Origin of the sequence: Nonomuraea glycinis (genome assembly GCF_035920485.1) — a bacterium.
In the GTDB taxonomy this organism is placed as follows: Bacteria; Actinomycetota; Actinomycetes; order Streptosporangiales; family Streptosporangiaceae; genus Nonomuraea; species Nonomuraea glycinis.
Genome location: NZ_CP109166.1, coordinates 2,366,061 through 2,390,986, shown reverse-complemented (window position 1 = coordinate 2,390,986; position 24,926 = coordinate 2,366,061). Strand labels below are relative to the sequence as shown.

General features: G+C 70.5%; 21 protein-coding genes. 8 read left to right on the top strand and 13 right to left on the bottom strand.

The genetic code is table 11. The features are described 5' to 3' along the window. The first annotated feature begins 24 nt into the window (after positions 1-24). Positions 25-219: a CsbD family protein gene (locus OHA68_RS10960; RefSeq protein WP_327107529.1), complete on the top strand. Its 195-nt coding sequence runs from the start codon at positions 25-27 to the stop codon at positions 217-219. 167 nt (positions 220-386) lie between these two features. On the opposite strand, the gene OHA68_RS10955 is transcribed toward OHA68_RS10960, so the two are convergent. Then, complete coding sequence (locus tag OHA68_RS10955) at positions 387-668, bottom strand: metal-sensitive transcriptional regulator (RefSeq protein ID WP_189137973.1); 282 nt, start codon at positions 666-668, stop codon at positions 387-389. Between the two features lie 309 nt (positions 669-977). Between OHA68_RS10955 and OHA68_RS10950 the strand changes: the two genes are divergently transcribed. Continuing rightward, positions 978-2,831, top strand: coding sequence for an ABC transporter ATP-binding protein (locus tag OHA68_RS10950; RefSeq protein WP_327107528.1), 1,854 nt, complete (start codon positions 978-980; stop codon positions 2,829-2,831). On the opposite strand, the gene OHA68_RS10945 is transcribed toward OHA68_RS10950, so the two are convergent. Then, on the bottom strand, positions 2,759-3,421 hold the full coding sequence (locus tag OHA68_RS10945; RefSeq protein ID WP_327107527.1) for a hypothetical protein: 663 nt from the start codon (positions 3,419-3,421) through the stop codon (positions 2,759-2,761). The genes OHA68_RS10950 and OHA68_RS10945 overlap by 73 nt on opposite strands. Before the next feature lie 165 nt (positions 3,422-3,586). On the opposite strand from OHA68_RS10945, the gene OHA68_RS10940 reads away from it, so the two are divergent. Further along, the gene (locus OHA68_RS10940; RefSeq protein WP_327107526.1) at positions 3,587-5,230 is read left to right on the top strand and encodes a serine/threonine-protein kinase; all 1,644 of its coding nucleotides are present in this window, start codon (positions 3,587-3,589) and stop codon (positions 5,228-5,230) included. Further along, the gene (locus tag OHA68_RS10935; protein ID WP_327107525.1) at positions 5,227-6,009 is read left to right on the top strand and encodes a glycoside hydrolase family 16 protein; all 783 of its coding nucleotides are present in this window, start codon (positions 5,227-5,229) and stop codon (positions 6,007-6,009) included. Before OHA68_RS10940 ends, OHA68_RS10935 begins: the two co-directional genes overlap by 4 nt. 419 nt (positions 6,010-6,428) lie before the next feature. Here OHA68_RS10935 and OHA68_RS10930 read toward each other — a convergent pair whose 3' ends face one another. Together OHA68_RS10930 and OHA68_RS10925 are read right to left on the bottom strand one after the other, a co-directional pair. Next, positions 6,429-7,154, bottom strand: coding sequence for a YqjF family protein (locus OHA68_RS10930; RefSeq protein ID WP_327107524.1), 726 nt, complete (start codon positions 7,152-7,154; stop codon positions 6,429-6,431). Positions 7,155-7,228: 74 nt separating this feature from the next. Further along, on the bottom strand, positions 7,229-9,016 hold the full coding sequence (locus OHA68_RS10925; RefSeq protein ID WP_327107523.1) for a flavin-containing monooxygenase: 1,788 nt from the start codon (positions 9,014-9,016) through the stop codon (positions 7,229-7,231). Positions 9,017-9,204: 188 nt separating this feature from the next. Here OHA68_RS10925 and OHA68_RS10920 point away from each other — a divergent pair, with 188 nt between their 5' ends. After that, complete coding sequence (locus OHA68_RS10920) at positions 9,205-10,440, top strand: protein kinase domain-containing protein (RefSeq protein ID WP_327107522.1); 1,236 nt, start codon at positions 9,205-9,207, stop codon at positions 10,438-10,440. A 32-nt stretch (positions 10,441-10,472) separates the two neighbouring features. Here the strand turns inward: OHA68_RS10920 and OHA68_RS10915 are convergent, their stop codons facing one another. Then, positions 10,473-10,946 carry a MarR family winged helix-turn-helix transcriptional regulator gene (locus OHA68_RS10915; RefSeq protein WP_327107521.1) on the bottom strand — a complete coding sequence of 158 codons (474 nt, stop codon included), beginning with the start codon at positions 10,944-10,946 and terminating at the stop codon, positions 10,473-10,475. 148 nt (positions 10,947-11,094) lie between these two features. Here OHA68_RS10915 and OHA68_RS10910 point away from each other — a divergent pair, with 148 nt between their 5' ends. Beyond that, positions 11,095-13,311, top strand: coding sequence for an MMPL family transporter (locus OHA68_RS10910; protein ID WP_327107520.1), 2,217 nt, complete (start codon positions 11,095-11,097; stop codon positions 13,309-13,311). A gap of 3 nt (positions 13,312-13,314) precedes the next feature. Here the strand turns inward: OHA68_RS10910 and OHA68_RS10905 are convergent, their stop codons facing one another. Both OHA68_RS10905 and OHA68_RS10900 read right to left on the bottom strand, forming a co-directional pair. After that, the gene (locus OHA68_RS10905) at positions 13,315-14,514 is read right to left on the bottom strand and encodes a tetratricopeptide repeat protein (protein ID WP_327107519.1); all 1,200 of its coding nucleotides are present in this window, start codon (positions 14,512-14,514) and stop codon (positions 13,315-13,317) included. Continuing rightward, positions 14,508-16,064, bottom strand: a complete 1,557-nt coding sequence (locus OHA68_RS10900) for an ATP-binding protein (protein ID WP_327107518.1) — start codon at positions 16,062-16,064, stop codon at positions 14,508-14,510. Before OHA68_RS10900 ends, OHA68_RS10905 begins: the two co-directional genes overlap by 7 nt. Positions 16,065-16,288: 224 nt before the next feature. On the opposite strand from OHA68_RS10900, the gene OHA68_RS10895 reads away from it, so the two are divergent. Then, positions 16,289-17,203, top strand: a complete 915-nt coding sequence (locus OHA68_RS10895; RefSeq protein WP_327107517.1) for a helix-turn-helix domain-containing protein — start codon at positions 16,289-16,291, stop codon at positions 17,201-17,203. 3 nt (positions 17,204-17,206) lie between these two features. Here OHA68_RS10895 and OHA68_RS10890 read toward each other — a convergent pair whose 3' ends face one another. Continuing rightward, a complete protein-coding gene (locus OHA68_RS10890) occupies positions 17,207-18,034 on the bottom strand; it encodes an SAM-dependent methyltransferase (protein ID WP_327107516.1) in 828 nt (275 codons plus the stop codon). A 218-nt stretch (positions 18,035-18,252) separates the two neighbouring features. Continuing rightward, entirely contained in the window at positions 18,253-18,819 is a 567-nt protein-coding gene (gene folE, locus OHA68_RS10885; protein ID WP_225277712.1) for a GTP cyclohydrolase I FolE, read from the bottom strand. A 172-nt stretch (positions 18,820-18,991) separates the two neighbouring features. Between folE and OHA68_RS10880 the strand changes: the two genes are divergently transcribed. Beyond that, positions 18,992-20,206: an NAD(P)/FAD-dependent oxidoreductase gene (locus OHA68_RS10880; protein ID WP_327107515.1), complete on the top strand. Its 1,215-nt coding sequence runs from the start codon at positions 18,992-18,994 to the stop codon at positions 20,204-20,206. 200 nt (positions 20,207-20,406) lie between these two features. On the opposite strand, the gene OHA68_RS10875 is transcribed toward OHA68_RS10880, so the two are convergent. The 4 genes from OHA68_RS10875 to OHA68_RS10860 all read right to left on the bottom strand — a co-directional run bounded on the left by OHA68_RS10875 (position 20,407) and on the right by OHA68_RS10860 (position 24,789). Further along, positions 20,407-21,579: a N(5)-(carboxyethyl)ornithine synthase gene (locus tag OHA68_RS10875; protein WP_327107514.1), complete on the bottom strand. Its 1,173-nt coding sequence runs from the start codon at positions 21,577-21,579 to the stop codon at positions 20,407-20,409. Positions 21,580-21,672: 93 nt separating this feature from the next. Then, entirely contained in the window at positions 21,673-22,569 is an 897-nt protein-coding gene (locus tag OHA68_RS10870) for a carbohydrate ABC transporter permease (RefSeq protein WP_327107513.1), read from the bottom strand. Between the two features lies 1 nt (position 22,570). Next, a complete protein-coding gene (locus tag OHA68_RS10865; RefSeq protein ID WP_189137989.1) occupies positions 22,571-23,470 on the bottom strand; it encodes a carbohydrate ABC transporter permease in 900 nt (299 codons plus the stop codon). 8 nt (positions 23,471-23,478) lie between these two features. Beyond that, positions 23,479-24,789 carry an extracellular solute-binding protein gene (locus OHA68_RS10860; RefSeq protein WP_327107512.1) on the bottom strand — a complete coding sequence of 437 codons (1,311 nt, stop codon included), beginning with the start codon at positions 24,787-24,789 and terminating at the stop codon, positions 23,479-23,481. Between the last annotated feature and the right edge of the window lie 137 nt (positions 24,790-24,926).

Genomic DNA, 24,926 nt, shown 5'->3' with positions numbered 1-24,926 from the left:
CCGAGACAGCGAGAGGGGCGGAACATGGGCGCCGACGACAAGGTTTCGAACAAGGCCGAAGAGCTGAAGGGCAAGGCCAAGGAAGGCGTGGGCCGGGCGACCGACGACGAGCGCCTTGAGGCCGAGGGCCACGCCGACCAGGGCAAGAGCAAGCTCAAGCAGGCCGGCGAGAAGGCGAAGGACGCCACGAAGAACGTCAAGGACGCCTTCAAGCACTGAATGCAGGCGCGGAAGCAACAACAGAAGCAAGAACAGAAGCAAGAACAGAAGCAAGAACAGAAGCGAGCACTGAATCAGGCGCGGATTCAGGCGCGGATTCAGGCACTGACGCGGGCAGGGCGTCGGCGGGAGGTCCGCCGCGCCCGTGCCGCCGCCGGATCGTCAGGTCAGGAGCGGACGAGCCTGGCGATCGCCTCGGACGCCTCCTTGACCTTGGCCTCCGCCTCCGGGCCGCCCTTGAGGGTGGCCTCGGCCACGCAGTGGGCCAAGTGCTCCTCCAGCAGGGAGATCGCGAAGGACTGCAGGGCGCTGCTGGTCGCGGAGACCTGGGTGAGAATGTCGATGCAGTATTTGTCGTCCTCCACCATCCGCTCCAGGCCGCGCACCTGGCCTTCGATGCGGCGCAGCCGCCGCTGGTGGTTCTGCTTGTTCTCGGTGTAGCCGACCATACCCGTACTCTACCCCCGTACGGTATCCGTGTCAGGCCGGTCCGTGCGTTAAGCCGGAACTCGATGCTTTTTAGCCGCCGTTTGCCGTAATTCAGGAAACGCCTTTCGGTACAGGCGATAAAGGTCAAGCCTTCTTTGGCTTACGTGTTTGGTGTGGTTTATGGGTATATAGCGGTTAGCGTCCTAATCGACGCTCCAACCACAGGGGGTAGACATGAAGCTCATTCCCGCTGGTTTCAGGTCAGGCTGTTGCGGCTGCCGTCGTCGTCGCTGCTGCGGATGCGGCTGGCGTCGCCGTAGGTGCGGCTGGTGGTGGTAGAACGCCCTGAGAGCCGGCGGCCCCACCGCCGGCTCTCGTTCTCCGGTACAGGCAGGGGAGACCGTCCGGCTCTCGCGCCGGCGGTCTCCCTGCGCCGCACCTTCCGCGAGTTCTGGCCCGACACCGAGGGCCTGCGCTGGCTGCTCGCGGCGGGTGTGCTGTTCGCGGTCCTGGCCGCCCTCTGCGAGGTCGCGGCCATCGGGCTGTTCGGCCGCATCACCGACGAGGTGCTCACCACCCGGGACCTGGACGCGTTCTGGGGACCGGCGTTCTCCTGGCTGGCGCTGGCGGTCGTGGCCGGGCTGGCCTCGCTCGCCGGGACGTACGCCACGGCCGTGGGCGCGGAGCGCTTCCTGCTGCGGCTGCGTGACCGGGTGTTCTCGCACGTGCAGAGGCTGTCGCCCGATTTCTCGGAGAACCGGCGCCTGGGCGACCTGATGGCCCGGCTCACCGACGACATCGAGGCCATCGAGGAGCTGATGGGCTCCGGCCTGGTGAAGCTGTTCACCACGATCGCCAGCGTGATCTTCTTCGCCGGCGCGGCCTTCTACGTCCGCTGGGACCTCGCGCTGGTCACGATGGCACTGGTGCCCCTCTTCCTGGTGGTCTCGAAGGTCTTCGCGTCCAGGTTCAGGACGGCCGCCGCCCGCGAGCGGCGCAGCAACGGGGACATGAACAGCGTCCTGGAGGAGGGCCTGGCCAACCAGTCGCTCGTGCAGGCGTACAACCGTCAGCAGAGCGAGTCGCAGCGCCTGCACCGCACAGGGCTGGGCTGGCTGCGCGCCAACCTCACCCAGGCGTGGCTCTCCGGCCTGTACGGTCCAGCCGTCCGGGTGCTCGAGACCTGCTGCCTCATCGTCGTGCTCGGCTTCGGCGCCTGGGAGATAGCCGCCGGCCGGCTCACCATCGGCGGCCTGCTCGCCTTCGCCGCCTACCTGGCGATGCTCTACCCGGCCGTGCAGGGCCTGGGGGAGATCGCGCTCACCGTGTCGGAGGCGGCGGCGGGCTCCGACCGCGTCATGGAGATCCTCGGCACCCGGCCGGCCGTCACCGACGGCGACACCGCCACGCCCTTCGCCACGAGGCCGCGCGGCCGGGTCGAGTTCGAGCACGTCGGCTTCCGCTACCCCAGCCGCAGGAGGCCCGCCCTGCAGAACCTGTCGTTCGTCGCCGAGCCGGGTGAGCTGCTGGTCTGCACCGGGCCGAGCGGGGCCGGCAAGTCCACCCTGGCCAAGCTGCTGCTGAGGTTCTACGACCCCGGCAGCGGCCGCATCCTGCTGGACGGGGTCGACATCCGCGAGGTGACCCGCGACTCGCTGCGCGCGAACATCACCGTCCTGCACCAGGAGACGCTGCTGTTCTCCGGGTCAGTGCGCGACAACCTCGCCTATGGCCGCCCGGCCGCCACGCTCGACGAGGTGATCCGCGCGGCGGAGCTGGCCGGCGTGCACGACTTCGTCAGGACGCTGCCACAGGGGTACGACACGCGGGTGGGGCAGCGCGGCAGGCTCCTGTCCGGAGGCCAGCGGCAGCGCGTCGCCATCGCCAGGGCGATCCTGCGCGACGCCCCCGTGCTCGTTCTCGACGAGCCGATGACCGGCCTGGACCAGGCCACGGCCACGCGGATCATGGAGCCGCTGCGCCTGCTGATGGCCGGGCGGACGACGATCCTCATCACCCACGACCTGCGCCAGGTGCCGCACGACGCGCGGGTGATCGAACTGGAGCCGGTGGCCCGGCAGGACCGGCTCCGCCTCAAGCGCCGGCGGCGTCACGAGGTGAGGCCGCTGAAGATCCCTTCGACGATCCTGCTGACGCCGCCGAGGGTGTCGAGGAGCGACTGAGGCCGGGCCGGCGTCGTGTCGGCAGGCGGTACGGCACCTCGGTCGTACCGCGAGACGACGGCGGCGCCGTCCCCCGAGATGAGCGTGGCGCCCCACGGCGCGGCCGAGACGACGCCGGTGTCGCTCAGGCAGACCGCCGTGGTCCTGCCGAGCACGCCCTGGAGCAGGTCGTCGACGCCGACGGCGCGGGTCTGTGCGGGGATCCGGCCGCTGTCCGGCGCCCACTCGGGCCGGTACGCGGCCAGGAAGGGGTCGTCGTAGACGTCGGCGAGCAGTCCCTCGGCGAACGCCTCGACGTCGTCCTCGTCGGGCAGCGACACGGACGAGGTCCAGTCCTCGGCCACCACGCCGTCCTCGTCCACGCCGCCGAACAGGCCCTGGAGCAGTTCGTCGGCGGGGATGACGTCGAGCACCGAGCCGGTCGACGCCTGAAGGACGAGGCCGCCGTCCGGGCACGGCAGCGCGGCGGCGGCGTCATCGGCGGCGGCGACCGGGCCGGCGGCGGCGTCCTCGGCGGCGGAGACGGGGCCGGTCAGCAAGGCCAAGCCGGTGACGGTCGCGGTCAGTGTGGTGATGACGTGCTTGTACATGGGTCCCCCCGAGGGTGGTTGCTGATCATCCGCGTGATCATTACCCGCAGAAGTGGATCATCTACTTAATGGTTGGATCAGACACTCTTTACCGTTCTGGACTGGTGTTCAGCCCGTGGTCATTGATATCCGCCTGAACACCGCCGAACGCGTACTCTTGCTGGAATGCACAGACGGGTGATCGATGACCGATTCGAGCTGGTGGAGCGGCTCGGCGGCGGGGGCATGGGCCTGGTGTGGCGGGCCTGGGACACGGCACTGCACAGGGAAGTCGCGCTGAAGGAGGTCCGCCCCCCGGACCCCGCGATGGCGGAGCAGGACCCCGCGACCGTGCGCGAACTGCGCGAGCGCGTCCTGCGGGAGGCCCGGGCGCTGGCCCGGCTCAACCATCCGCATGTGGTGACCATCCACCACATCGTCGACGAGGGCCCGGACAACTACCCGTGGCTGGTCATGGAACTCGTCAACGGCGGGTCGCTGCAGGACCGGCTGGCCCGGGGCCCGATGGCGCCGGGGGAGGCGGCTCGCCTCGGCCGCGAGGTCCTGTCCGCGCTACGGGCGGCCCACGCGGTCGGCATCCAGCACCGCGACGTCAAGCCCGCCAACGTCCTGCTCCGCCAGGACGGCCAGTCGGTGCTCACCGACTTCGGCATCGCCGCCATCCGCGAGTTCACCGGCCTGACCGCGACCGGCGCGTTCATCGGCTCACCCGAGTACATGGCGCCCGAGCGGATCAACGGCTACGAAGGCGACCCGGCCTCCGACCTCTGGTCGCTCGGCATGCTCCTGTACGTGGCCGTGGAGGGCCGCCACCCGCTGCGCCGGGCCACCACGATGGCGACGCTGGCGGCCGTGCTCAACCAGGACGTGCCGACGCCCGAGCGGGCCGGACCCCTGGGTCCCGTGCTGCTGGCGCTGCTCAGGCGGCACCCGCCCGCGCGCCCCGACCCGGACAGCCTGGACCGCATGCTCGCCTCGGCGGCCGCGGGCGGCCCGTTGTTACCCGGGCCCCCTCCGCCAGGATGGGGCGCGCAGCAGCAGCCGATCCCGCACGCGACCACCATGCCCTCGCGCCGCCCGCGCCGAGGCATGGGCGCACTGATCGCCGGGGTGTCGGCCGTGGGGGTCGCCGCCGTCGTGACGGCCGGCGCGCTGGTGTGGTCGATGCTGCCAACGGTGGGCATCGATCCCGAGGACAGGCTGACCGGCCTGGAGTCGTCCGCCGATGCGGGGGAGTCCCGCTCGAAGGCTCCCGCCGAAAGGACCAAGCAGGCCGGCGACCCCGAGGGCGACGGCGACCCCGAGAACACGGGCGACACCGAGAACACGGGCGACACCGAGAACGCCGACGCCGCGCCCGTGAGCCTGCTGACTCCCACGGGGATCCGCGCCATGATCAAGACCCTCAGGCCGGTGATAGGCGGCAGCAAGGTCGTCCGGATGGTGGTCTACCCGACCTACGCCAGCGTCGACGCCCCGGTCAAGGGGAAGAAGGGCGTCTTCGACCGCTTCTTCTACCGGGAGGGCGTGGCCTCGCGCCAGGGACCGGGCGGCACCATCGACGCGAACATGTCCGTGATGGACCTCAGCACGTTCAACTGGAATGTCCTGCCCGGCCTGGTCCGCAGGGCGAACAAGGAACTGGGCGTCGCCAAGCCCACCGCGCGCTATCTCATCGTGAACCCCGGCTTCGCGTTCGACGGCTCGCAGACGGCGCTGATGGTGTACGTCAGCGACGAGTACAGCCGTAGCGGCTATCTGGCGGCCGATCGCGCCGGCCGGGTGCTGAGGAAGGTGAAGGCCTCGTGACGGACGTCACCAAGGACGGATACGAGCTGGAGTTCGAGGACACCTTCGAAGGCGAGCGCCTGGACGATACCCGCTGGGTCGCCCACTACCTGCCGCAGTGGACCACCTCCGCCGCCTCGGCCGCCCGTCACCGGGTCGGCGGCGGGCGGCTGCGCCTGCTGATCGAGGAGGACCAGCCGCCGTGGTCCCCGGAACTGGAAGGCGGGCTGCGGGTGTCGTCCCTGCAGACCGGCGTCTTCGCCGGACCCGTCGGCAGTACGGTCGGGCAGCACGGGCGTGATTCCGGCGCGGTCGTCCGTGAGGCCCAGCGGGACGTCCGGCTCTACACCCCGCACTACGGCCTGGTCGAGATGCGCGCCAAGGCGACCGATGACCCGCGCAGCATGGTCGCGCTGTGGATGATCGGGTATGAGGACCGGCCCGAGCGCTCGGCCGAGATCTGCGTCTGTGAGATCTTCGGCCGTGACGTCGGGCCGGACGCCACCCGGGTCGGCATGGGCGTCCACCCCTTCGGCGACCCGGCGATCACCGATGACTTCACCGTGGAGCCGCTGCCCATCGACGCCCGCGACTTCCATGTCTACGCGGCCGAGTGGCAGCCCGGCCAGGTGTCCTTCTTCGTCGACGGCCGGCATGTCAGGACCGTGCCGCAGGCGCCGGACTATCCGATGCAGCTCATGCTCAACATCTACGAGTTTCCGGGAGAGCCTGTGGCGGGGGAACGCCCCTATCCCAAGGAATTCGTCGTGCATTATGTCCGGGGATATCGCCCGCTTTGACCTAAGCGAATAGCGCATGACCCGGCTTTTGCCATAATCCAAAGTTCGCTATTCAGTACGCGTGACGCCGGTCAAGTCTTTTTTGATCGAGGCGCAGGGCGTGATTTATAGCGATAAAAGCACTAGTGTCCCTTTTGGAAGTACCGAAAGGGGGAGACGAGATGCTGACCAGTGGATACCAAACCTTCAACGGCGGTGGCTGTCGTCGCCGTAGGTGCGGATGCGGTGGCGGCCGCTGGGGCTGGGGCGGCGGCTGGGGCGGCGGCTGGCGCAGGTCGTCCTGGTGGTGGTAGCAGTTGACGATCCGAAACTGAGGGCCGGCGAATCACCGCCGGCTCTCCCTTGTGTCCGGGCTCTGTGCTCGGGCTCTGTGCTCGGGCTCTGTGCTCGGGCTCTGTGCTCGGGCTCTGTGTTCGGGCTCACCAACTCCACCTGCCCACCCGTACCGGCACCCCTGGAGAGGCGTGCAGGACGGGATCGCCGTCGGGGGCCGGCAGGCCGCCGGCCTGGAGCAGGGTCTGGTCGAGGCGGATCAGCGCGGCGCGGCGCAACGGCCATGGGTCATGCTCGATCTGGGCCGAGGCCAGCCGGTTCGCCACCATCGTGAACAGCCTGAACCTCGCCGTCAGGAACCACGCGAGCTCGTCGCCGTCCCAGGACGCCGGGTCCCTCTCCACGTCCACGTCGCACCGGGCGCCGCTGGGGCCCGGCCAGGTCCGGCGGCACCGGTACTGCTTCAGCGCGCCGGCGATCCGTACGGACATGTCCGACCAGAAGTAGGGCAGCCCGTAGCTCGCGCGACCGCCGAGGGCGGCGGGCAGCCGGCCGGCGTCCAGCGACAGGAACCAGATCCCGCTACGCCCGCGGGCGTCCCGCACATAGGTGCGCAGGTTGGTCTCGGGGAAACGGGACAGCCACGGTAGCGCGGGCAGCCCCGGCGGCCGTACGTCCTCCATGAGGAAGGGCGTCATCCCGATCCACGCCGTCCCGTCGAAGGGCTCCACCGTGAGGGAGGGCGGCAGCATCGACTGGATGAGCGCGGCGGGATAGCGCCAGTGCAGGAAGGTGATGTCGGACCACCGGTGGTGCATCACCGGCCGGGCGACTCTCGGCGTGGGCGGCGGGCCGCCGGTGCGCTCGTCCATGAGACCTCTCGCGGGGGTGGTCGGCCTATGCCCGGAACTCCAGGCCCTCGAACGTGCCGGAGGGGTGGTCGGCCCTATGCCCGGAACTCCAGGCCCTCGAACGTGCCGGACTCGCGCCAGCGGTCGAGGTAGGCGAAGTAGGCCATCGCGCCGTGCGGGTGCCCGACCAGGAGCCGGCTCGCCGGTCCGGGCTCGTGGCCCTCGTTGTTGTAGTAGCCGGGAGTGCAGTCCGGCGAGCCGAGGATGCTGCCCGCTCCCGACCTGAGCAGCTCGACCCACGCCTCCTCGGCCTGCTCGGAGACCTCGACCTCGCGGTGGCCGTGGGCGAGGGCGTGCTCGACGACGGCGGCGATGGTCCGGCCCGACTCCGTGAGGTTGTGCGGGATGTTGGAGATGAGGTTCGCGCCCTGCGCCTGCTGCACCAGGAAGGCGTTGGGGAAGCCGTGGGCGTGGATGCCGTGCAGGCTGCGCATCCCCTCGGCCCAGTGCTCGGAGAGCCTGACGCCGTCGCGCCCGGTCAGGTCGAAGCCGGCCCGCCGCGTCCAGGTGGTGCCGACCTCGAAGCCGGAGGCGTAGATGACGCAGTCGACTTCGTACTCCCGGCCGGCGGCGACCACCCCGGTCTCGGTGAGGCGCTGCACGCCCTTGCCGTCGGTGTCGACGAGGTGCGTGCCCGGCAGGTTGAACGCCTGCAGATACTCGTCGTGGAAGCACGGCCGCTTGCACAGCTGGCGGTACCACGCCTTGAGCCGCTGGGCGGTCTCCGGATCGGAGACGACCGCGTCGACCCGGGCGCGGATCTCCGCCATCTTCTCGAAGTCGCAGTCCTCGAAGGCCGCGAGCATCCGCTCCAGGCTCCGCTCCTCGCGGGGCAGCGCCTGGATCTTCGTGCGGACCCGGCCGGCGATGTCGGTCCAGCCGTCCATCACCAGGTCCTCGTCGGGCATCGCGCCGCTCTGGTTGGCGGCGAAGTTCGTCAGCCAGCGCTGCTGCCAGCCGGGCTGGGCGATCTCCGCGAACCACTGCGGGTCGGTCGGCCGGTTGTCCCGCACGTCCACGGACGACGGCGTGCGCTGGAAGACGTACAGCTCCGCGCACGCCCGCGCCAGATGCGGCACCGCCTGTACGGCCGTCGCGCCGGTGCCGATGATGGCGACCCGCTTGCCGGCCAGCCTGTCCAGGGGCGCGCCGGAGGGGTCGCCGCCGGTGTAGGCGTAGTCCCACCGGCTGGTGTGGAAGGAGTGCCCGCGGAAGGACTCGATGCCCGGGATGCCGGGCAGCTTCGGCACGTGCAGCGGGCCGATGCCCAGGGCGACGAACGTGGCGGTGAAGTCGTCGCCCCGGTCCGTGCGGACGATCCAGCGGGATCGGCTCTCGTCCCAGCGCAGGTCCTGGACCTCGGTGTGGAACAGCGCGTGGTCGTACAGGCCGTACCGCTCGCCGATGCGACGGCAGTGCTCCAGGATCTCGGGGCCGTGCGCGTACTTCTCCGTCGGCATGTGCCCGGTCTCTTCGAGCAGCGGCATGTAGACGTACGACGCGGTGTCGCACTGCGCGCCCGGGTAGCGGTTCCAGTACCAGGTGCCGCCGAAGTCGCCGCCCTTGTCGATGACGCGCACGTCATCGACCCCGGCCTCCTTCAGCCGCGCGCCGGTGACGAGGCCGGCGAAGCCACCGCCGACGAACGCGACGGTGACGTGGTCTCTCTTGGGCTCGCGCTCGGTCCTGGGGGTGTACGGGTCGTCCAGGTAGGACGCCAGCCGGCCGGTCAGCCGGAGGTACTGGTCGTTGCCGTCGGGGCGGAGTCGTTTGTCGCGCTCTTCCCGGTATTTCCGGCGCAGCGCCTCTTTGTCGACAGACATGCCTGCTCCCCATCCGGAGATCATCTGCCTGCTAGGGGCAGGCATTCGGGCCATCGCCTGGACGAGGGGGCCACGCCTGAGGCCGCCCCGACGTCGGCGAGAGTAGCACGTTGTGCCAGCATGTCTTGACTCATGCCGTTAAGGTGCGTGGGGTTGAACCCCCGGTCCCCTCAGGAGTCGCCCCCGTCATGCCGAACGCAGCACCTCCCCGCGAAGGCGATCCCGAGCACGGCCGGTCCCTGGCGGAGGCGGGCCGCCACACGGGCGCGGCCCTGCGGCGACTGGCGCTGGCCACGGCCACGGCCCTGGCCGCCGCCCACCAGACGGGCACCGTGCACGGGGACCTCAACCCCGCCAACATCCTGCTCACCGGCGACGACCCCCACCTCACCGGCTTCAACCCCACCCGCCTCCCCGACACCTCGGCAACGGACAGCAGCGGCAGCGGCGGGAGCAGCAGCGGCACCGGCAGCGGCGGCAGTGGCAGTGGCAGTGGCGGTGGTGACGGTGGCGGCAGCGGCGGCAGTGGCGGTGGCGGTGGTGACGGCAGCACGCCTGCCTACTTAGCCCCTGAGCAGCTCGCGGGCTTGGACGTGGGGCCGGCCGCTGACGTTTTCGCGTGGGGGTGTGTCATCGCCTCGGCGGCCACGGGTACGCCGCCGTTCGGCGACGACTCCGTGGCGGCCGTCACCGGTCGCATCAGGTACGCCGAGCCGTGGCTGGGCGACCTGCCCGAGCCGCTGCGTTCGATCGTGCTCGACTGCCTGGCCAAGGACCCGGCCGACCGCCCGGCCATGCGAGAGGTGCTGACGCGGCTCGCCGCCGGGCCGCAGCGGGTCCGCCGGCCCGTGCGGGCCCCGCTGCTCGCCGTGACCGCCGCAGTCGTCGCGCTGGCCGTGGCCGTCGCGGCCCTCTGGGACCTGCCCGTGACCGGCGGGCCGAGCAGCCCGGAGATCGTCGCGCACGCCGGCGAATCGCCGAGCGCCCCACGGGAGTCGGCCTGGGACGAGACGCTCGCGACCAGGCGCGCGACCCGCCGCCCGAAATTGAGAACCACCCGCCCCACCACGCGATCACGCCCCACGACGACCTATGGCCCCACCAGGGCGTCGTTCTCTCTGGCTCACCTGCGGGTCCGGGGGTCGTCCAAGGTCGATACCGGTGGCGTGACCTGCTACACGGGATCGATGGTCTTCGGCGTCGGGATCGCCACGACGAGGCCGGCCGCGCCGTACTCCTATCAGTGGATCCAGGACGGGAAGGTCGTCGAGAGCGGGTCGTCGCGGATGCCGTCGGGCAGCCGCAGCGACTACGTGGCCGCCAGGAGGATGCGGCCGCGGGACGGCAGGCACCGGGTCACGTTCAGGATCACCTCGCCGGTCGCCAGGACCGAGTCCGTCACGTTCGCCATGTGCCGGCCGTGACCGTCACGTTCGCCATGTGCCGGCCGTGACCGTCAGCGGGGCTCACGGGCCGAGAGCTCGGTGAGCGCCTGGCCGGCGCGGGCCAGCCAGTCGGCGATGACCTCCAGCTCGGCCTCCGAATAGCGGTCGTGCAGGGTGAGCATGACGTCGCGGATGCCGAGCGCGGCGCCGTCGGCGGGGATGTCACCGGACGGCTCCGCGAGGCGGACGATCACCTTGCGCCGGTCGTCGGGGTGCCGGTCGCGGATCACCAGGCCACGGGCTTCCAGCCGGTCGATCAGGACCGTGACCGAGCCGGTGGCCAGCTTCATGGACTGGGAGATCTCGCCGGGCGTCATCGGCCCCTCGATCCGCAGCAGCGCGTAGCACTGGAAGTCGCTGGGATTGAGATCGACGCCGACGGACATCGCGTGCAGCAACCGGATGAGCCCGGTCGCCAGCCGCTGCCCGTCCCGCTGGATCGCCAGGTAGAGGGTCTCCCGGGACCTCCCCGGCGCGCTGTCCATCGTTCTCCTCACGGCTGTTCGTGGTGCACGTGATTGTAGGGGCGACTTCGGGGTAAACGCCCACTTCGCGTTTGGCGCAGGCCCTCGTGCGACAATGTATCTTGTTTTTCGAGATACTCGAATATCTAGACACACTGGAAGGGCCAGGATGACGACCGACAACGCGGCGCGAACGCGATCCACGCCGCCACAGCAGGGACGGCGCAGCGGCAGAGTCTGGTACGGCACCGCCGTGCTCATCGCGCTGGTCTGGCTCGCCGCGGCCGGTCCCCTCGGCAGCTTCATGGGCGCGCTGACGGACGTGCAGACCAACGACTCCTCGGCGTTCCTGCCGATCGGGGCGGAGTCCAGCGAGGTGCAGGAGGCCCAGGAGGCCTTCAAGGACAGCGGCGCCATCCCGGCGATCGTCGTCTACTCCGCCACCGAGCCGATCGCCCGCGACGGCCTCGCCGCGATCGCCAAGGACGCCGAGCGGATCGGCGCGCGGCCCTGGGTCGAGGGTGCCGTCGCCGGCCCCATCCCCGGCACCGAGGACCAGCGCGTCGCCCAGCTCATCGTCCCGGTGGGCGAGCAGGCCGACGTGCGCGCCGCCGTCGACGAGCTGCGGGGGCTGCTGGCCGACAGCGAGCTGCCGGACGCCACGGTGCAGGTGGCCGGCCCCGCCGCGCTCTCCAGCGACCTCGGCGCCGCCTTCGGCGGGATCGACGGGGCGCTCCTCGGCGTCGCGCTCGGCGCCGTCCTGATCATCCTCATCGCGGTCTACCGCTCGCCGCTGCTGCCCTTCGTCGTCATCATGGCCGCGATGCTGGCCCTCGTGCTGGCCGCCGCCGTCGTCTACCTGATGGCCGACGCCGGCTGGATCCAGCTGAACGGGCAGAGCCAGGGCATTCTGTTCATCCTGGTCGTGGGCGCGTGCACCGACTACGCCCTGCTGCTGGTCGCCCGCTACCGGGAGGAGCTGTACGAGCGGGAGCGGCCGATCGAGGCCATGCGGATCGCGGTGCGCGGCACCATCGAGCCGATCCTCGCCTCCGGCGGCACCGTCATCCTCGGCGTGCTGTGCCTGCTCGCCAGCGACCTGGCCTCCAACCGCGGCCTGGGACCGGTCGCCGCGCTCGGCATCGGCGCCGCGCTGATCTCCGCGCTGACCTTCCTCCCCGCGGTCCTCCTGCTGCTCGGCCGCGCCGCCTTCTGGCCGGTCAAGCCCCGCCAGACGGCCACCACCGACGTCAGCACCACCGGCGACACCGCGACCGGCATCGGCACCACCCGCGGCAGCGGGACCGTCGCCGGCACGACCGACGACGTCGTCCGGCGCAATCCGCTGTGGGGGCGGATCGCCACGGCCGTCGACCGGCGGCCCCGGGTCTACTGGGCCGCGACGATCGCCCTGCTGGCCGTGGCGGCCGCGTTCGTGCCGACGTTCCGCGCCGAGGGCACCTCGCAGCTCGACGTGTTCCGTACCGAGGTCGAGTCGGTCCAAGGCCAGCGGACGCTGGAGCGCGGCTTCGGCTCCAGCGGCTCGGCCACCCCCGCCATCATCGTCACCGACGCGGACCAGGTGGACGCGGTGACCGCCGCCGCCAAGAGCGTCCCAGGGGTGACCGAGGTGACCCCCGTCGGTGACGGCGGGACCGGCCGGCCGACGGGCGAAGCCAAGATCGTGGACGGGCGGGCACTCCTGCACGCCACCCTCTCCCAGCCTGCCGAGTCCGCCGCCGCGGTGGACATCGTCCGCGACCTGCGCGCCGCCGTGCACGCCGTCCCCGACGCCGGCGCGCTGGTCGGCGGGGCCGCCGCGATCACCCTGGACACCCTCGACACCTCATCGCGCGACCTGCGGGTGGTCATCCCGCTGGTCCTGCTGGTGGTGCTGCTCGTGCTCATCGTGCTGCTGCGGTCCCTGGTCGCTCCGCTGCTGCTCATCGCCACCACCGTGCTGTCGTTCGGCTCGGCGCTGGGCGTGGGCGCGCTGGTCTTCAACCACGTGCTCGACCTGCCCGGCGCGGATCCGGTGGTGCCGCTGTTCGCGTTCGTGTTCCTGGTCGCGCTGGGCATCGACTACAACATCTTCCTGATGACCCGCGCGCGGGAGGAGACCGTACGGCACGGCGAACGCGAGGGCATGCTGCGCGCCCTCACCCTGACGGGCGGCGTCATCACCTCGGCGGGCGTGGTCCTGGCCGCGACGTTCGCCGCCCTGGCCGTGCTGCCGCTGCTGTTCCTGCTCCAGCTCGCCTTCCTGGTGGCGTTCGGCGTGCTGCTCGACGCGCTGATCGTCCGCTCGCTGCTGGTCCCGGCGCTGGCGCTGGACCTCGGCCGGTGGATGTGGTGGCCCGGCAAGCTCGCTCGCCGCAAGCCCTGAGGATCACAGGGGCGCCTGCTCCTGGCGGAACAGGCGCCGGACACCTGCGGCCACCCAGATCGTGGCCAGCGCCGCGTAGAGAGTCAGCATCGCGGGGCCCAAGGAGTCCAGGGCCACCGCGGCGGCGATGGCCATGCCCAGCAGGCCGGTCCAGCCGTACAGGACGGCCCGCGCGCGAGGCGAGCCGGTGTGCGCGGCCTCCTGCACGGGCGTGACCAGGGCCATGACGGCCACGCCGCCGGTGCCGAGCACGTCCTGGCCGAGCGTGATCCCGAGGGCGAGCAGCGCCGCGCCCACGACCGGCAGGCCGCAGCACAGCAGGGCCACCCGCGACTCGGCCTCCTCGAACAGCAGGCGGGTGGCTTTGGCGCGGGCCAGTCGCAGCGTCGTCCACGACTCGGCGATCCACGCCGCCCAGTGCAGCAGCGCGATGAGGACGAAGACCACGATGACGGGCGGCACGGCCGGCAGCAGGAACACCAGCCACCAGCCGCCACGGAACCTGCTCTGCAACCGCGCCAGCCACCGGTAGAGCGGGTTGCGCTGCCGCAGCGCCGACACCAGCAGATCCCTGGCCTGGTCGTAGCCGGGATCGAGGCGGAGCACCTCGCGGAAGGCGTCGGCCGCCTCGCGCGGATCGCCGAAGGCCAGTGCCGCCCGGCCGTACACGAGGTGCGCGGTGGCGCTGTCCGGGTCCAGGCGTACGGCCTGCGCGGCGGCGGCCTGGGCCGGCGCGGCCTCGCCCAGCGCGACGAGGGCCAGCGCCAGCAGGCTGGCCGGCTCGGCCGCGTTCGGATCGATGGCCAGGCCACGGCGCGCCGCGTCCGCCATCTCGGGCCAGCGGCCCGCCAGCATGTGCGTACGGGACAGCAGCGTCCAGGTCGGCACGTACTCGGGCGAGAGCGCCAGCGACGCCTGGACGGCGGCCATCGCCAGATCGAGCCGGCGTTGGCGATAGTGCACGTGCCCGGCCACGTAGTGCGGGAACCAGTGGTCGGGCGCCAGGCGCACCGCCTCGTGCGCCTCGGTGACCGCGTCGGCCGTGCCGCCCTGCTCCAGGAGGGCGAGGGCCAGGAAGGAGTGCCCGGCGCTGTGCTCCGGGTTCTGCGCGAGCAGGCCGCGCAGCTCGCGCTCCGCCTCGGCCGGGCGGCGCAGCTCCAGCAGCGCGCGCGCCCGATCGATCGCGTCGGAGACGGCTACCACTTGCCCTTGCCGCCCTTGATCCAGGGCATCAGCTCGTCCCAGGCCCCGGAGTCGTTGGCGTGCATCACGTAGTTGCGCGCGGTCCCGAACCACTCGCGTACGGAGGTGGGCCGGGCGGCCTGGGCCGCGGCCAGCAGGTCGGGCGTCTCCAGCGGGATGGCGCGGCCCGCGCTGATGGACTGGTGCAGCTTGGCCTCCACCGCGCGGTCCACCACGCCCTTGAGGTCCGCGCCGACGAAGTGCTCGGTGACCCGGGCCACCGCGTCGAAGTCCATCTCCGCCAGCGGCTTGTCGCGGCAGAGGATGCGCAGGATGGCCGCACGGGCCGAGGCGTCCGGCGGCGGTACGAACACCAGCTGGTCGAACCGGCCGGGACGGCGGAACGCGACGTCGATGTACCAGGGGGCGTTCGTGGCGGCCAGCACCAGGACGCCCTCGTTGGCGTTCTGGTCCACCCCGTCGAGCTCGGCCAGGAACTGGTTGACGAGCTGCCGGTTGTGCGCCTGGCGCATGTCGGAGCGGCGGGCGGCCAGCGCGTCGACCTCGTCGAAGAACAGCACGCACGGCCGGTTGCGGCGGGCCATCTCGAAGGTGGAGCGCAGGTTGCGCTCGCTGGAGCCGATGTACATGTCGAGGATGTCGGCCAGCCCGACGTTCACGAACGACGCGCCGAGCTCGCCCGCGGCGGCCCTGGCCAGGTGCGTCTTGCCGCCGCCCGGCGGCCCGTACAGCAGCACGCCGCCACCGGCGCGCTTGCCGAACGCGGCGAACAGCTCCGGCTGCTGGACCGGCAGCAGCAGCTTGACCCGCAGCGCCTCCTTGACCGCTTCCATGCCGGCCACGTCGGCGAACGTCGTGCCCGAGCGCTCCACCTCCGCGCTCGCCCTGTCGGGCTGCGCGCCGGTCCCGTACGCCGGCGCAGGCGGCGCGGGCGTCCCGGCCGGGGGCGCGGAGGGTGTGTACGGCGAAGCCGGCGATCCCGACGGCGCCGGTGCCGCGTAGGGAGGAGCCGACGGCGCCGGTGTCGGATACGGCGAGGCCGACGGCGCCGGTGTCGTGTAGGGAGGCGCCGGTGTCGCGTACGGCGAGGCCGACGGCGCCGGTGTCGTGTAGGCGGCCGGGTGGGCGGGAGCCGACGGTGTGACCGGAGGAGCCGCCAGCTTGGTGGCCAGGGCCGCGTCGGCGACGGACGGATCGCGGGAGACCGCCTCGTGGTAGCGGTAGGCCGCGGCGGCCACGTCACCCTCGGCGAGCAGCGCCCGCGCCGCGATGACGCCCATCGGCGGCGGATAGCCGGGCGTGACCAGGAACGGCTCGAGCGCCGCCAGCGCGGCTCCGTGCGCGCTCTGCCTGACGAACGCCTCCGCCAGCCCCGTCGTGATGTTCACGTCCTTGGGGGCGAGCACCAGGGCGGCGCGGAACTCGGCCTCGGCCTCGGCCAGGTAGCCCTTGGCCAGCAGCTGGTTGGCCAGGAGCTGCCGGAGGGGGAGGTTGTCCGGAGACAGCCGGGCGGCTTCGCGGAGCGGCTGGAGGCCGGCGTCGTCGAGCACGTGTCCGGTCCTTTCTGTGGCAGGATTCGGTCGGTCTCAAACCAGGCAAGGCTATCGAAACCGGAAGCCCTCAGGTGCGGCTCGCGCTTCTGCCGAAACAGAGGGGCAGGGTAATGGCACCGCCGTGGTAGATGAAAGTGCAACGGTCGTGCTGGCATGGTCGTGGTATTCCTGCCAACCGGCGTGGCAGGATTACCAAAGGATAGGAAATCAATTTTGCCGATATGGGAGCACATATGCCGAACGCTCGGAGCGTGGGCGATCTGACCGAAAATACCGGTAAGGATCCTCGCCAGTCCGGGCCGACGGCACTGCGTATCCTGGTCGGCGCCCAACTGCGCCGCATGCGCGAATCCCAGGGCATCACCCGCGAAGCGGCGGGATACGCCATCCGGGGGTCGCACTCCAAGATCAGCCGGCTGGAGCTGGGCCGCAGCACGTTCAAGGCGCGCGACGTGGCCGACCTGCTCAGCCTCTACGGGGTGGTCGAGGAGACCGAGCGCTCGGCCCTGCTCATCCTGGCCGAGCGGGCCAACGCCGTGGGCTGGTGGCACGAGTGCCGGGACGCGGTGCCCGACTGGTTCGACACCTACCTGGGGCTGGAGCAGGACGCGGCGTTGATCCGCACCTACGCGGTGCAGTTCGTGCCCGGCCTGCTGCAGACCGAGGACTACGCCCGCGCGGTCCTCGGACGGGCCCACGAGGACGCACCCGAGAGCGTCGAGCCCCGGGTCGCCCTGCGGATGCGCCGCCAGCGGATCCTCGCGCCCCCCACCTCCCACCGGCTCTGGGTGGTGATGGACGAGTCGGTGCTGCGCCGCCGGGTCGGCGACGCCGCCGTCATGCGCGCCCAGCTCGACCACCTCCGCGAGATGGCCGCACGGCCGAACGTCACCATCCAGCTGCTCCCGCTCGACTACGGCGGCAACGTCGGCGGCGTCGGCTCCGTCACCATCCTCCGCTTCGCCGAGGCGGAGGTGAAGGACGTGGTCTACATGGAGCAGATCGCGAGCGCCCAGTACCTCACCAAGCAGTCCGACGTCGATCCGTACCAGCAGTTGATGAACGAGCTGGGCATGCACGCCCGGCCCGCGACCGACACCCCCGCGATCCTGGGCGAGATCATGACCGCGCTGTAGCCCCTACGGCTTGCGGGCCACGCCGCACAGCGCGTCGACCTCGGCCGGCGAGCCGAACGGGTCGGGGTCCGGCCGCCACAGCGGGACGGACACCACACCCGGCTCCACCGGCTCCAGCCCGTCGAAGAAGGCGCTGAACTCGGCGCGGCTGCGCAGGGTGTAGGGCGCGGGCGCGCCGGCCCCCTCGTTGAAGTCCTCCTGGGCCTCCTCCAGAGCCTCACCGGTGACCACGTTGACGCCGTCCCACATGGCCAGGTAGCTGCCGGAAGGCAGCGCGTCCACCAGCCTCCCGACGATCGCGTACGGCTCGTCGCCGTCTCTCAGGTATCCCGCGATGCCCATCAGCATCAGCGCGACCGGCCGGTCGAAGTCCAGCGTCTTGGCCGCCGCGGCGAGAATCGCGTCGGGGTCGCGCAGGTCGGCCTCGATGTAGTCGGTGGCGCCCTCGGGGGTGCCGATGAGCAGCGCGCGGGCGTGCGTCAGCACCAGGGGGTCGTTGTCCACGTAGACCACCCGCGAGTCCGGGGCCACCCGCTGGGCGAGATCGTGGGTGTTGTCCACGGTGGGCAGTCCCGTACCGATGTCGAGGAACTGACGGATCCCCGCCTCGGCGGCGAGATGGCGCACGACGCGGGCGAGCAGGTGCCGGGACAGGCGGGCGATGTTCACGATGTCCGGGAACGCCTGGCTGAACTCGTCGCCCGCCGCGCGATCGACGGGGTAGTGGTCCTTGCCGCCGAGCCAGTAGTTCCACATCCGCGCCGAGTGCGGCACGGAGGTGTCGATGATGGGGGAAAGCGCCGGGTCGGGAATGCCTGATTCCTCTGTCACGAGAGCTTCTCCTGTTATGTCGCATCCGCCGTGATCAACCCAGTGTCGTGGCATTCTGCTGACCTGTCAGCCGACCTCGCGCCATCTACCGACTTTTAACGAAAAATACGGCAAAAGGGTGATGCTGCTCCGCGGTACGGGATGGTGTGAAAGGCGCCGGGGGCGGACATGACGCCGCCCCGCCCGGCAGCGCCGGGCGGGGAGGGGCGGCCGGGTGGTCAGGGGCGGGCGGCGGAGCCCGGCTGGCCGGTGAGGGCGAAGAACTCGGCGCGGGAGCGGGCGTCGTCGCGCAGCGTGCCGAGCAGGGTCGAGGTGACCGTCATCGCGCCGGGCGCCTGGACGCCGCGCAGGGTCATGCAACTGTGGTCCGCCTCGATGACCACGCCGACGCCCCTAGGCGCCAGCCGGTCCTGGAGCGAGTCGGCGACCTGCTTGGTGAGGCGCTCCTGCACCTGAGGGCGGCGGGCGAAGTGCTCCACGATCCTGGCCAGCTTCGACAGGCCCACGATCCGCTCGCCCGGCAGGTAGCCGACGTGCGCCACGCCGGTGAAGGGCAGCAGGTGGTGCTCGCAGATCGAGCGGACGGGGATCGAGCGGACCAGGACGAGCTCGTCGTAACCCTCGTCGTTGGGGAAGGTCGTCAGCTCGAAAGGTCGTGGGGTGAGCATCTCGGCGTAGGCGTGGGCCATCCGGCGAGGCGTGTCACGCAGACTCTCCGCGTCGGTGTCGATGCCCAGGGCGGCCAGGAACCGCTCGGCCGCGAGCTCGGCCGCGGCCAGGTCCATCCCCTGGGCGGGGGCATGTCGGGGTGATGCGAGGGAACGGATGGCTCCCACCTCCAATTTAGCCAATAGTTGTTAGTTATATCCGGATCCGGGCGCGATGACTAGCTATTTTGTCAACCGGCATGGGTGTTAAATGGAGGGGAGCCGTCCGCGACCCGACAGGAGCCCAACCATGACATTCGTGATCGCCGGTGGCGGCCTGGCCGCCGCCAAGGCCGCTGAGGCCCTGCGTGAGCAGGGTTACGACGGGCGGCTCGTGCTGATCGGCGACGAGCCCCACCTGCCCTACGAGCGCCCGCCGCTGTCCAAGGACTACCTCCAGGGCGGCTCGGAGCGGGACAAGATCTTCGTCCACGACGCCGCCTGGTACGACGCCCACGACATCGACCTGCGCCAGGGCACCACGGTGATCGGCATCGACCGTGCCGAGCGCAGGCTCTCCCTGTCCCGGGGCGAGCGCCTCGGCTACGACAAGCTGCTGCTGGCCACCGGCGCCAGGCCGCGCCGCCTGCCCCTGCCGGGCGCGGACCTCGACGGCGTCCTCTACCTGCGCACCGTGGACGACTGCGAGCGCCTGCGCGCCACCCTGGCCACCGTCTCCCGCGTGGTGATCATCGGCGCCGGCTGGATCGGCCTGGAGGTGGCCGCCGCGGCCCGCGCCGCCGGCGTGGCGGTGAGCGTGCTGGAGGCCGAGCGGCAGCCGCTGCTGCGCGCCCTCGGCGCCCAGGTCGCCTCCGTCTTCGCCGGGCTGCACCGCGAGCACGACGTCGACCTGCGGCTCGGCGTCCGGGTCAGCGAGATCACCGGCGCCCGCGGCAAGGCCGACGGGGTCCGCCTGGCGGACGGCACGCACCTGCCCGCGGACGTCGTCATCGTCGGCATCGGCGCCGTCCCCAACACCGGCCTGGCGGTCGAGGCCGGTCTGGAGGTGGACGACGGGATCGTGGTGGACGCGGCCCTGCGCACCTCGGACCCGGACATCTTCGCCGTCGGCGACGTCGCCAGCGCCCACCACCCGGTGCTGGGCAGTCGCATCCGCGTCGAGCACTGGGCCAACGCGCTCAACCAGCCCGCCGTCGCCGCCAGCTCGATGCTCGGGCAGGAGGCCGCCTACGACAAGCTGCCCTACTTCTTTACCGACCAGTACGACCTCGGGATGGAGTACATCGGCCTCGCCGTCCCCGGGCACAACGACGACGTGGTCGTCCGGGGCGATCTCGGCGCCCGCGAGTTCATCGCGTTCTGGCTCGACGGCGACAGGGTCACGGCCGGCATGAACGTCAACATCTGGGACGTCACCGACCAGGTCGAGGCGCTGATCCGCGCCGCCCGCCCCGTCGACCGGGCCAAACTCGCCGACCCCACAGTCCCGCTGGACCAGGTCTGACCCGCCCACAGGGCCGGCTCTCACCGACGGCCACGTACTCACCCGCGCGCGGCGGCGCGGTGGCGCGGGCGTGCGCCCAGGCCGCCGCGCGATCGGGTCGGCCGTGAGCTCCCCCTCGTCGGACTCCTCCAGGCACAGCCACGCGCTGAAGGCCACCGGCTCGTTGAGCGCTGGACGGGCAGCGAAATGGACCGGAGACCTCAGAAATTCATGAGGTCAGGGGCGGCGTCCTCTTCGCGCGGATGCGGGTAGTCCGGCGACCGGTGCTGGAAGGAGAGGATGGCGGGGTTCTGGACCACGCCGTCGCGGATCTCGATGGACTTGTTGATGGTGTCGGCCTCGTCCCACGCCTTGCGGCCGTCGAGCACCGTCCGCAGGTGGGGGAGCAGCGCCTCGCTGATCTCCCAGGTGGCGGAGTTCCACAGATACGACGGGCTGTGGTCGACGGCGTAGTAGTGGACGTTGTCCCCCACCTCGAACATCGGCTCGGTGAATGGCGTGGGCCGCGCCCAGCTGAAGCCCATCCCCTCGTCGCAGGACACGTCGACGATGAGGGTGCCAGGGGCGAAGGCGGCCAGATCCTCCTCGGTGACGAACACCAGCGGATGATCGGTGTCCTGCAGCACGCAGTTGACCACGATGTCGTGGTCGGCGATGAAGGCGGCCATCGGCACCCGGCCCGCGTCGGTGAGCGCGTAACTGCGGTTGGGGTCGTCGGCCTCGTGCTCGAAGCTGACGATGCGCGCGGAGTGGATCGGGGAGGCCACCGCGGCGACGTCGCGGAAGGTGAGCAGATCGACGTCGTTCACGCCGTGGGCGCTGAGGGCCGTCACCGCGCCTCGGCCGGTCGCCCCGAAGCCGATGACGACCGCCCGCAGCCGCCGGCCGTAGTCGCCCGTCGTTCCGGTGAGCGCCAGCGCGTGCAGCACCGAGCTGTAGCCGGCCAGCTCGTTGTTCTTGTGAAAGACGTGCAGGTTGAAGGTGCCGTCACTCTTCCAGTGGTTCATCGCCTCGAAGGCGATCAGTGTGAGCCGGCGGTCGATCGCGAGCTGCGTCACCCGCTCGTCCTGGACGCAGTGCGGCCACCCCCACAGGACCTGCCCCTCCCGGAGCTCCCGCAGGTCCTCGGTCAGCGGCTTGGGGAGCAGGATGACGTCGCACCGCGCCACGAGTTCCTCGCGTGGCAGCAGCCCGGCGACGAGGGACGCCAGTTGCTCGTCCGAGACGCCGAACCGCTCGCCGTAGCCGCGTTGGAGGTAGGTGCGCGCGCGCAGGTCCGCGTCGATCCGCTCAACGTGCAGCGGGTGAATGGCGAGCCGGTGCTCGTTCTCCTTGCGTGACTTCGACACGACTCCGAGAGTGAGCTGATCCATGAATGGCTCCCTTAATAGACCCTATGTTTAGCACAAGGGATGTAAAGGGAGTCTTGGACGGGCCGTCCGCGTGGTGCACGCGGACGGCCGCCGTCACTTGCCGAAACCGGCGGTCAGACCGCTGAGCAGCTGACGCCTGCCGACCATGTACATGACCAGGATGGGCAGCGTGGTGAGCAGGACCGAGGCGAGCACGGCCGGCACGTTCACGCTGTACTGGCCCTGGAAGGCCGCCAGAGCGAGCGGCAGGGTCCGCTTGTCCGGACTCTGCGTGAGGATCAGCGGCAGCAGGAAGCCGTTCCAGATCGTCAGCCCGTTGTAGATCGCCACCGTGACCACGGCGGGCCGGGTGAGCGGGAACGCCAGCCGCCACAGGGTTCCCCACTCGGTGGCGCCGTCCAGCCGCATCGACTCGAACAACTCCTTGGGGATGTCCCGGATGAAGTTCGACAGCACCAGCACGGACAGCGGGATCGCGAAGGCGATCGACGGCAAGATCATCCCCAGCAGGGAGTCGTACAGGTTCAGCCGGATGATGATCAGGTAGACCGGGATGATCGTCGCCTGCAGAGGGATGGCCAGGCCCATGAGGAAGAGCGAGTTGACCGACTTCAGGAACCGCCCTCTGCCGCCCCGGATGATCGCGAAGGCCGCCATGAAGGAGATGGCGACCGCGGGGACGACCGCGCCGAGGGTGACGATGATGCTGTTGACGAAGTACAGCGGGAAGTCCGACTCGATGACCATGACGTAGTTGGCCAAGGTCGGCTCGGTCGGCGGCACCAGCGGGTTGGTCGCGTAGTAGTTGCTCTGCGACTTGAAGCTGGTGATGACGATCCAGTAGATCGGCACGACGACGATCAGCAGCCAGATCCACCCGGCCGCACCGCCGAGCCAGTTCTTGTTGCTGGTCGGCCGGACGTTGCTGCGGCGGCGTCGATGTTGTCTGGGAGCGCTCTCTCTGGGGCGCGTCGCTACGGGCGTCCCCATATCAGGCACCTTCCAACTGGCTGTCACTGTTGTTACCGCCACCGATTCGGCGCAGCAGCATCGCCAAAAGCAGGCCGACCACGACGAGGATGACGGCGATCACGCTGGCGGGGCCCATGAGGTTGGCCTGGAAGCCGCGCTTGTACATGTCCAGCGCGAGCACCCGGGTCGCGTCGCCCGGTCCGCCCGCGGTCATCACGTAGATCAGGTCGAAGAAGGTCAGCGACCCGACGACCATGAGCGTGGACGAGGTGATGATCGTGTACTTCAGCTGTGGCAGCGTGATGCTCCAGAACATGCGCACCCGGCCCGCGCCGTCCAGCTCCGCGGCCTCGTACATCGAGCGCGGGATCTGACGTACGCCACCCTGGTAGAGCAGTGAGTGGAACGGGATGAACTGCCAGGACACCACGAAGATCACCACGCCGAGGGCCAGGGTCGGCTCGCCGAGCCAGTCCTGGATCAGGATGTCGATCCCCAGGCCCGCGCCGAGCCCGAAGTTCGGGTCGAGCAGCGCCTTGTAGGTGATCGCGATGGCGGCCGAGCTGAGCAGCAGGGGGATGAAGTAGACCACCGCGAGCACCGCGCGGTAGCGCTGCCGACCGGCCAGGAACACCCCGAGCAGGATGCTGAGCGGCGTCTGGAAGGCCCACGACAGGGCCATCACCAGGAACGTCACCCAGAGCGAGTGCATGAGTCCCGGGTTGTCGAGGACGGCGTGCCAGCTGTCGAGTCCCGTCAGCCGGATCTCGCCGAGGCCGTCCCATGTGGTGAAGCTGAGCCACAGGACCCCGACCAGCGGGACCACGGCGAAGGCGAGGAAGAACGCCAGCGCCGGCAGGGCCAGCCAACCGAGCGAGCCGCCACGGCCCTTCTTTCTGGGGGCCGTGGCGGATGTCACGAACGTGCTCACTTGCCGATGACCGCGTTCATGTTCGTGGCGAACTCCTGCGGTGTGATCGACAGCTGGAACAGCTTGGAGATGTTGTCCAGCAGGACCTCGGCGGCGGTCGGGCTGAGGGCCTGGTCCCAGGACTGGGCGAACGCCTTGGCGTTGACCGCGGTGTTGTAGACGAAGCCCAGGAAGTCCTTGTCCTCAGAGGTGGCGAACTCCTTGTCGGCGCCCTTGATGACCGGCACCGCGCCGGTCGCGACCCACTCCTTGGCCGACGTCTCGCTCACCAGCTCGGAGGCGAAGAACTTCTTGGCGATCTCCTTCTCCTCGGGGGTGGCCTTGGAGGAGATCGACATGTACTGGCCGGGGTTGCCGACGGTGTTGGAGGGGTCGCCCTTGCCACCCTCGATCGGCGGGAAGTTCATGTAGCCGAGGTGGCCACCGGAGACGAAGTCGCCGCCGTCGGCCTTCATGCTGCCGTAGCACCATCCGCCGTGCAGCATCATGGCGGCCTTGCCGGTGTAGAGCAGCGCCTGGTCGGCGTTGGAGTCGGCGGTGATCGAGGAGAAGCCCTTGATGAACCCGTCGGCCTTGATCAGCTCCTGCATCTTGGTCAGGGCGTCGATGGCGATCGGGTTGCTCCAGGCGTCCTTCTGCTCGTCGAACACGGCCTGGAACACCTCGGGGCCGCCGAGGCGGTCGAAGAGGAACTCCAGCCACATCATGTTCGTCCAGCGGGACTGCCCGCCGAGGGAGAAGGGTGCGATGCCCGCGGCGTTGAACTTGGGCACCAGGGCCATGATGTCGGCCCAGCTCTCCGGCGGCTTGGCGTTGATCTTCTCGAAGGCCCGCTTGTCGTAGTAGAGGACGATGGGCTGCATCGTCTCGCACGGCATCGCGTAGATCTTGCCGTCGATGGTGGCGGCGCCGAAGGAGGAGGGGAACAGCTTGTCCTTGACCGCCGCGTTCTCCTCGAACCACGACGTGAGGTCCTCGACCTGGCCGGCCTGCACGTAGCTGCGCAGACCGCCGCCGCCCCAGCCCCAGATGAGCGTGGGGGCCTGGCCGGCGCCGATCGCCGTCTTGATCTTGGTCTTGAAGGCGTCGTTCGCGAAGGTCGTCCCCTTGAGGGTGCCGGAGGGGTTGGCCTTGTTGAACCGCTCCATCGCCCTGGTGCGGACGCCTTCCTGCGGCTGGACCGACAGGTACCAGTAGGTGGCGGTGGCGGCACCGGCGGCGCCGCCGCTGCTGCTCGCTTCGGCGCCGGGCCTGCTCGGGCCTGAAGTGCCGCACGCGGCGAGCGCGGCTCCCAGAGGCAGACCCATGGAAAGGGCAAGGAAATTGCGACGAGATGTTGTCCTGGGCTCCACGCTGATCTCCGTACTTCGTATGCCGGGGGCTTCGCCGCGGCTCGCTGATCTACGAACGGGCCGGCGGTGGATCAGCACCCCCCGATGCCGCT

Excerpts from the sequence above, each read along its gene's own strand:
- OHA68_RS10960 (WP_327107529.1), top strand. The coding sequence starts at position 25 with ATGGGCGCCGACGACAAGGTTTCGAACAAGGCCGAAGAGCTGAAGGGC.
- OHA68_RS10955 (WP_189137973.1), bottom strand. The coding sequence starts at position 668 with ATGGTCGGCTACACCGAGAACAAGCAGAACCACCAGCGGCGGCTGCGC.
- OHA68_RS10945 (WP_327107527.1), bottom strand. The coding sequence starts at position 3,421 with ATGTACAAGCACGTCATCACCACACTGACCGCGACCGTCACCGGCTTG.
- OHA68_RS10940 (WP_327107526.1), top strand. The coding sequence starts at position 3,587 with ATGCACAGACGGGTGATCGATGACCGATTCGAGCTGGTGGAGCGGCTC.
- OHA68_RS10930 (WP_327107524.1), bottom strand. The coding sequence starts at position 7,154 with ATGGACGAGCGCACCGGCGGCCCGCCGCCCACGCCGAGAGTCGCCCGG.
- OHA68_RS10925 (WP_327107523.1), bottom strand. The coding sequence starts at position 9,016 with ATGTCTGTCGACAAAGAGGCGCTGCGCCGGAAATACCGGGAAGAGCGC.
- OHA68_RS10920 (WP_327107522.1), top strand. The coding sequence starts at position 9,205 with ATGCCGAACGCAGCACCTCCCCGCGAAGGCGATCCCGAGCACGGCCGG.
- OHA68_RS10915 (WP_327107521.1), bottom strand. The coding sequence starts at position 10,946 with ATGGACAGCGCGCCGGGGAGGTCCCGGGAGACCCTCTACCTGGCGATC.
- OHA68_RS10910 (WP_327107520.1), top strand. The coding sequence starts at position 11,095 with ATGACGACCGACAACGCGGCGCGAACGCGATCCACGCCGCCACAGCAG.
- OHA68_RS10895 (WP_327107517.1), top strand. The coding sequence starts at position 16,289 with ATGGGAGCACATATGCCGAACGCTCGGAGCGTGGGCGATCTGACCGAA.
- folE (WP_225277712.1), bottom strand. The coding sequence starts at position 18,819 with ATGGACCTGGCCGCGGCCGAGCTCGCGGCCGAGCGGTTCCTGGCCGCC.
- OHA68_RS10880 (WP_327107515.1), top strand. The coding sequence starts at position 18,992 with ATGACATTCGTGATCGCCGGTGGCGGCCTGGCCGCCGCCAAGGCCGCT.
- OHA68_RS10875 (WP_327107514.1), bottom strand. The coding sequence starts at position 21,579 with ATGGATCAGCTCACTCTCGGAGTCGTGTCGAAGTCACGCAAGGAGAAC.
- OHA68_RS10870 (WP_327107513.1), bottom strand. The coding sequence starts at position 22,569 with ATGGGGACGCCCGTAGCGACGCGCCCCAGAGAGAGCGCTCCCAGACAA.
- OHA68_RS10860 (WP_327107512.1), bottom strand. The coding sequence starts at position 24,789 with ATGGGTCTGCCTCTGGGAGCCGCGCTCGCCGCGTGCGGCACTTCAGGC.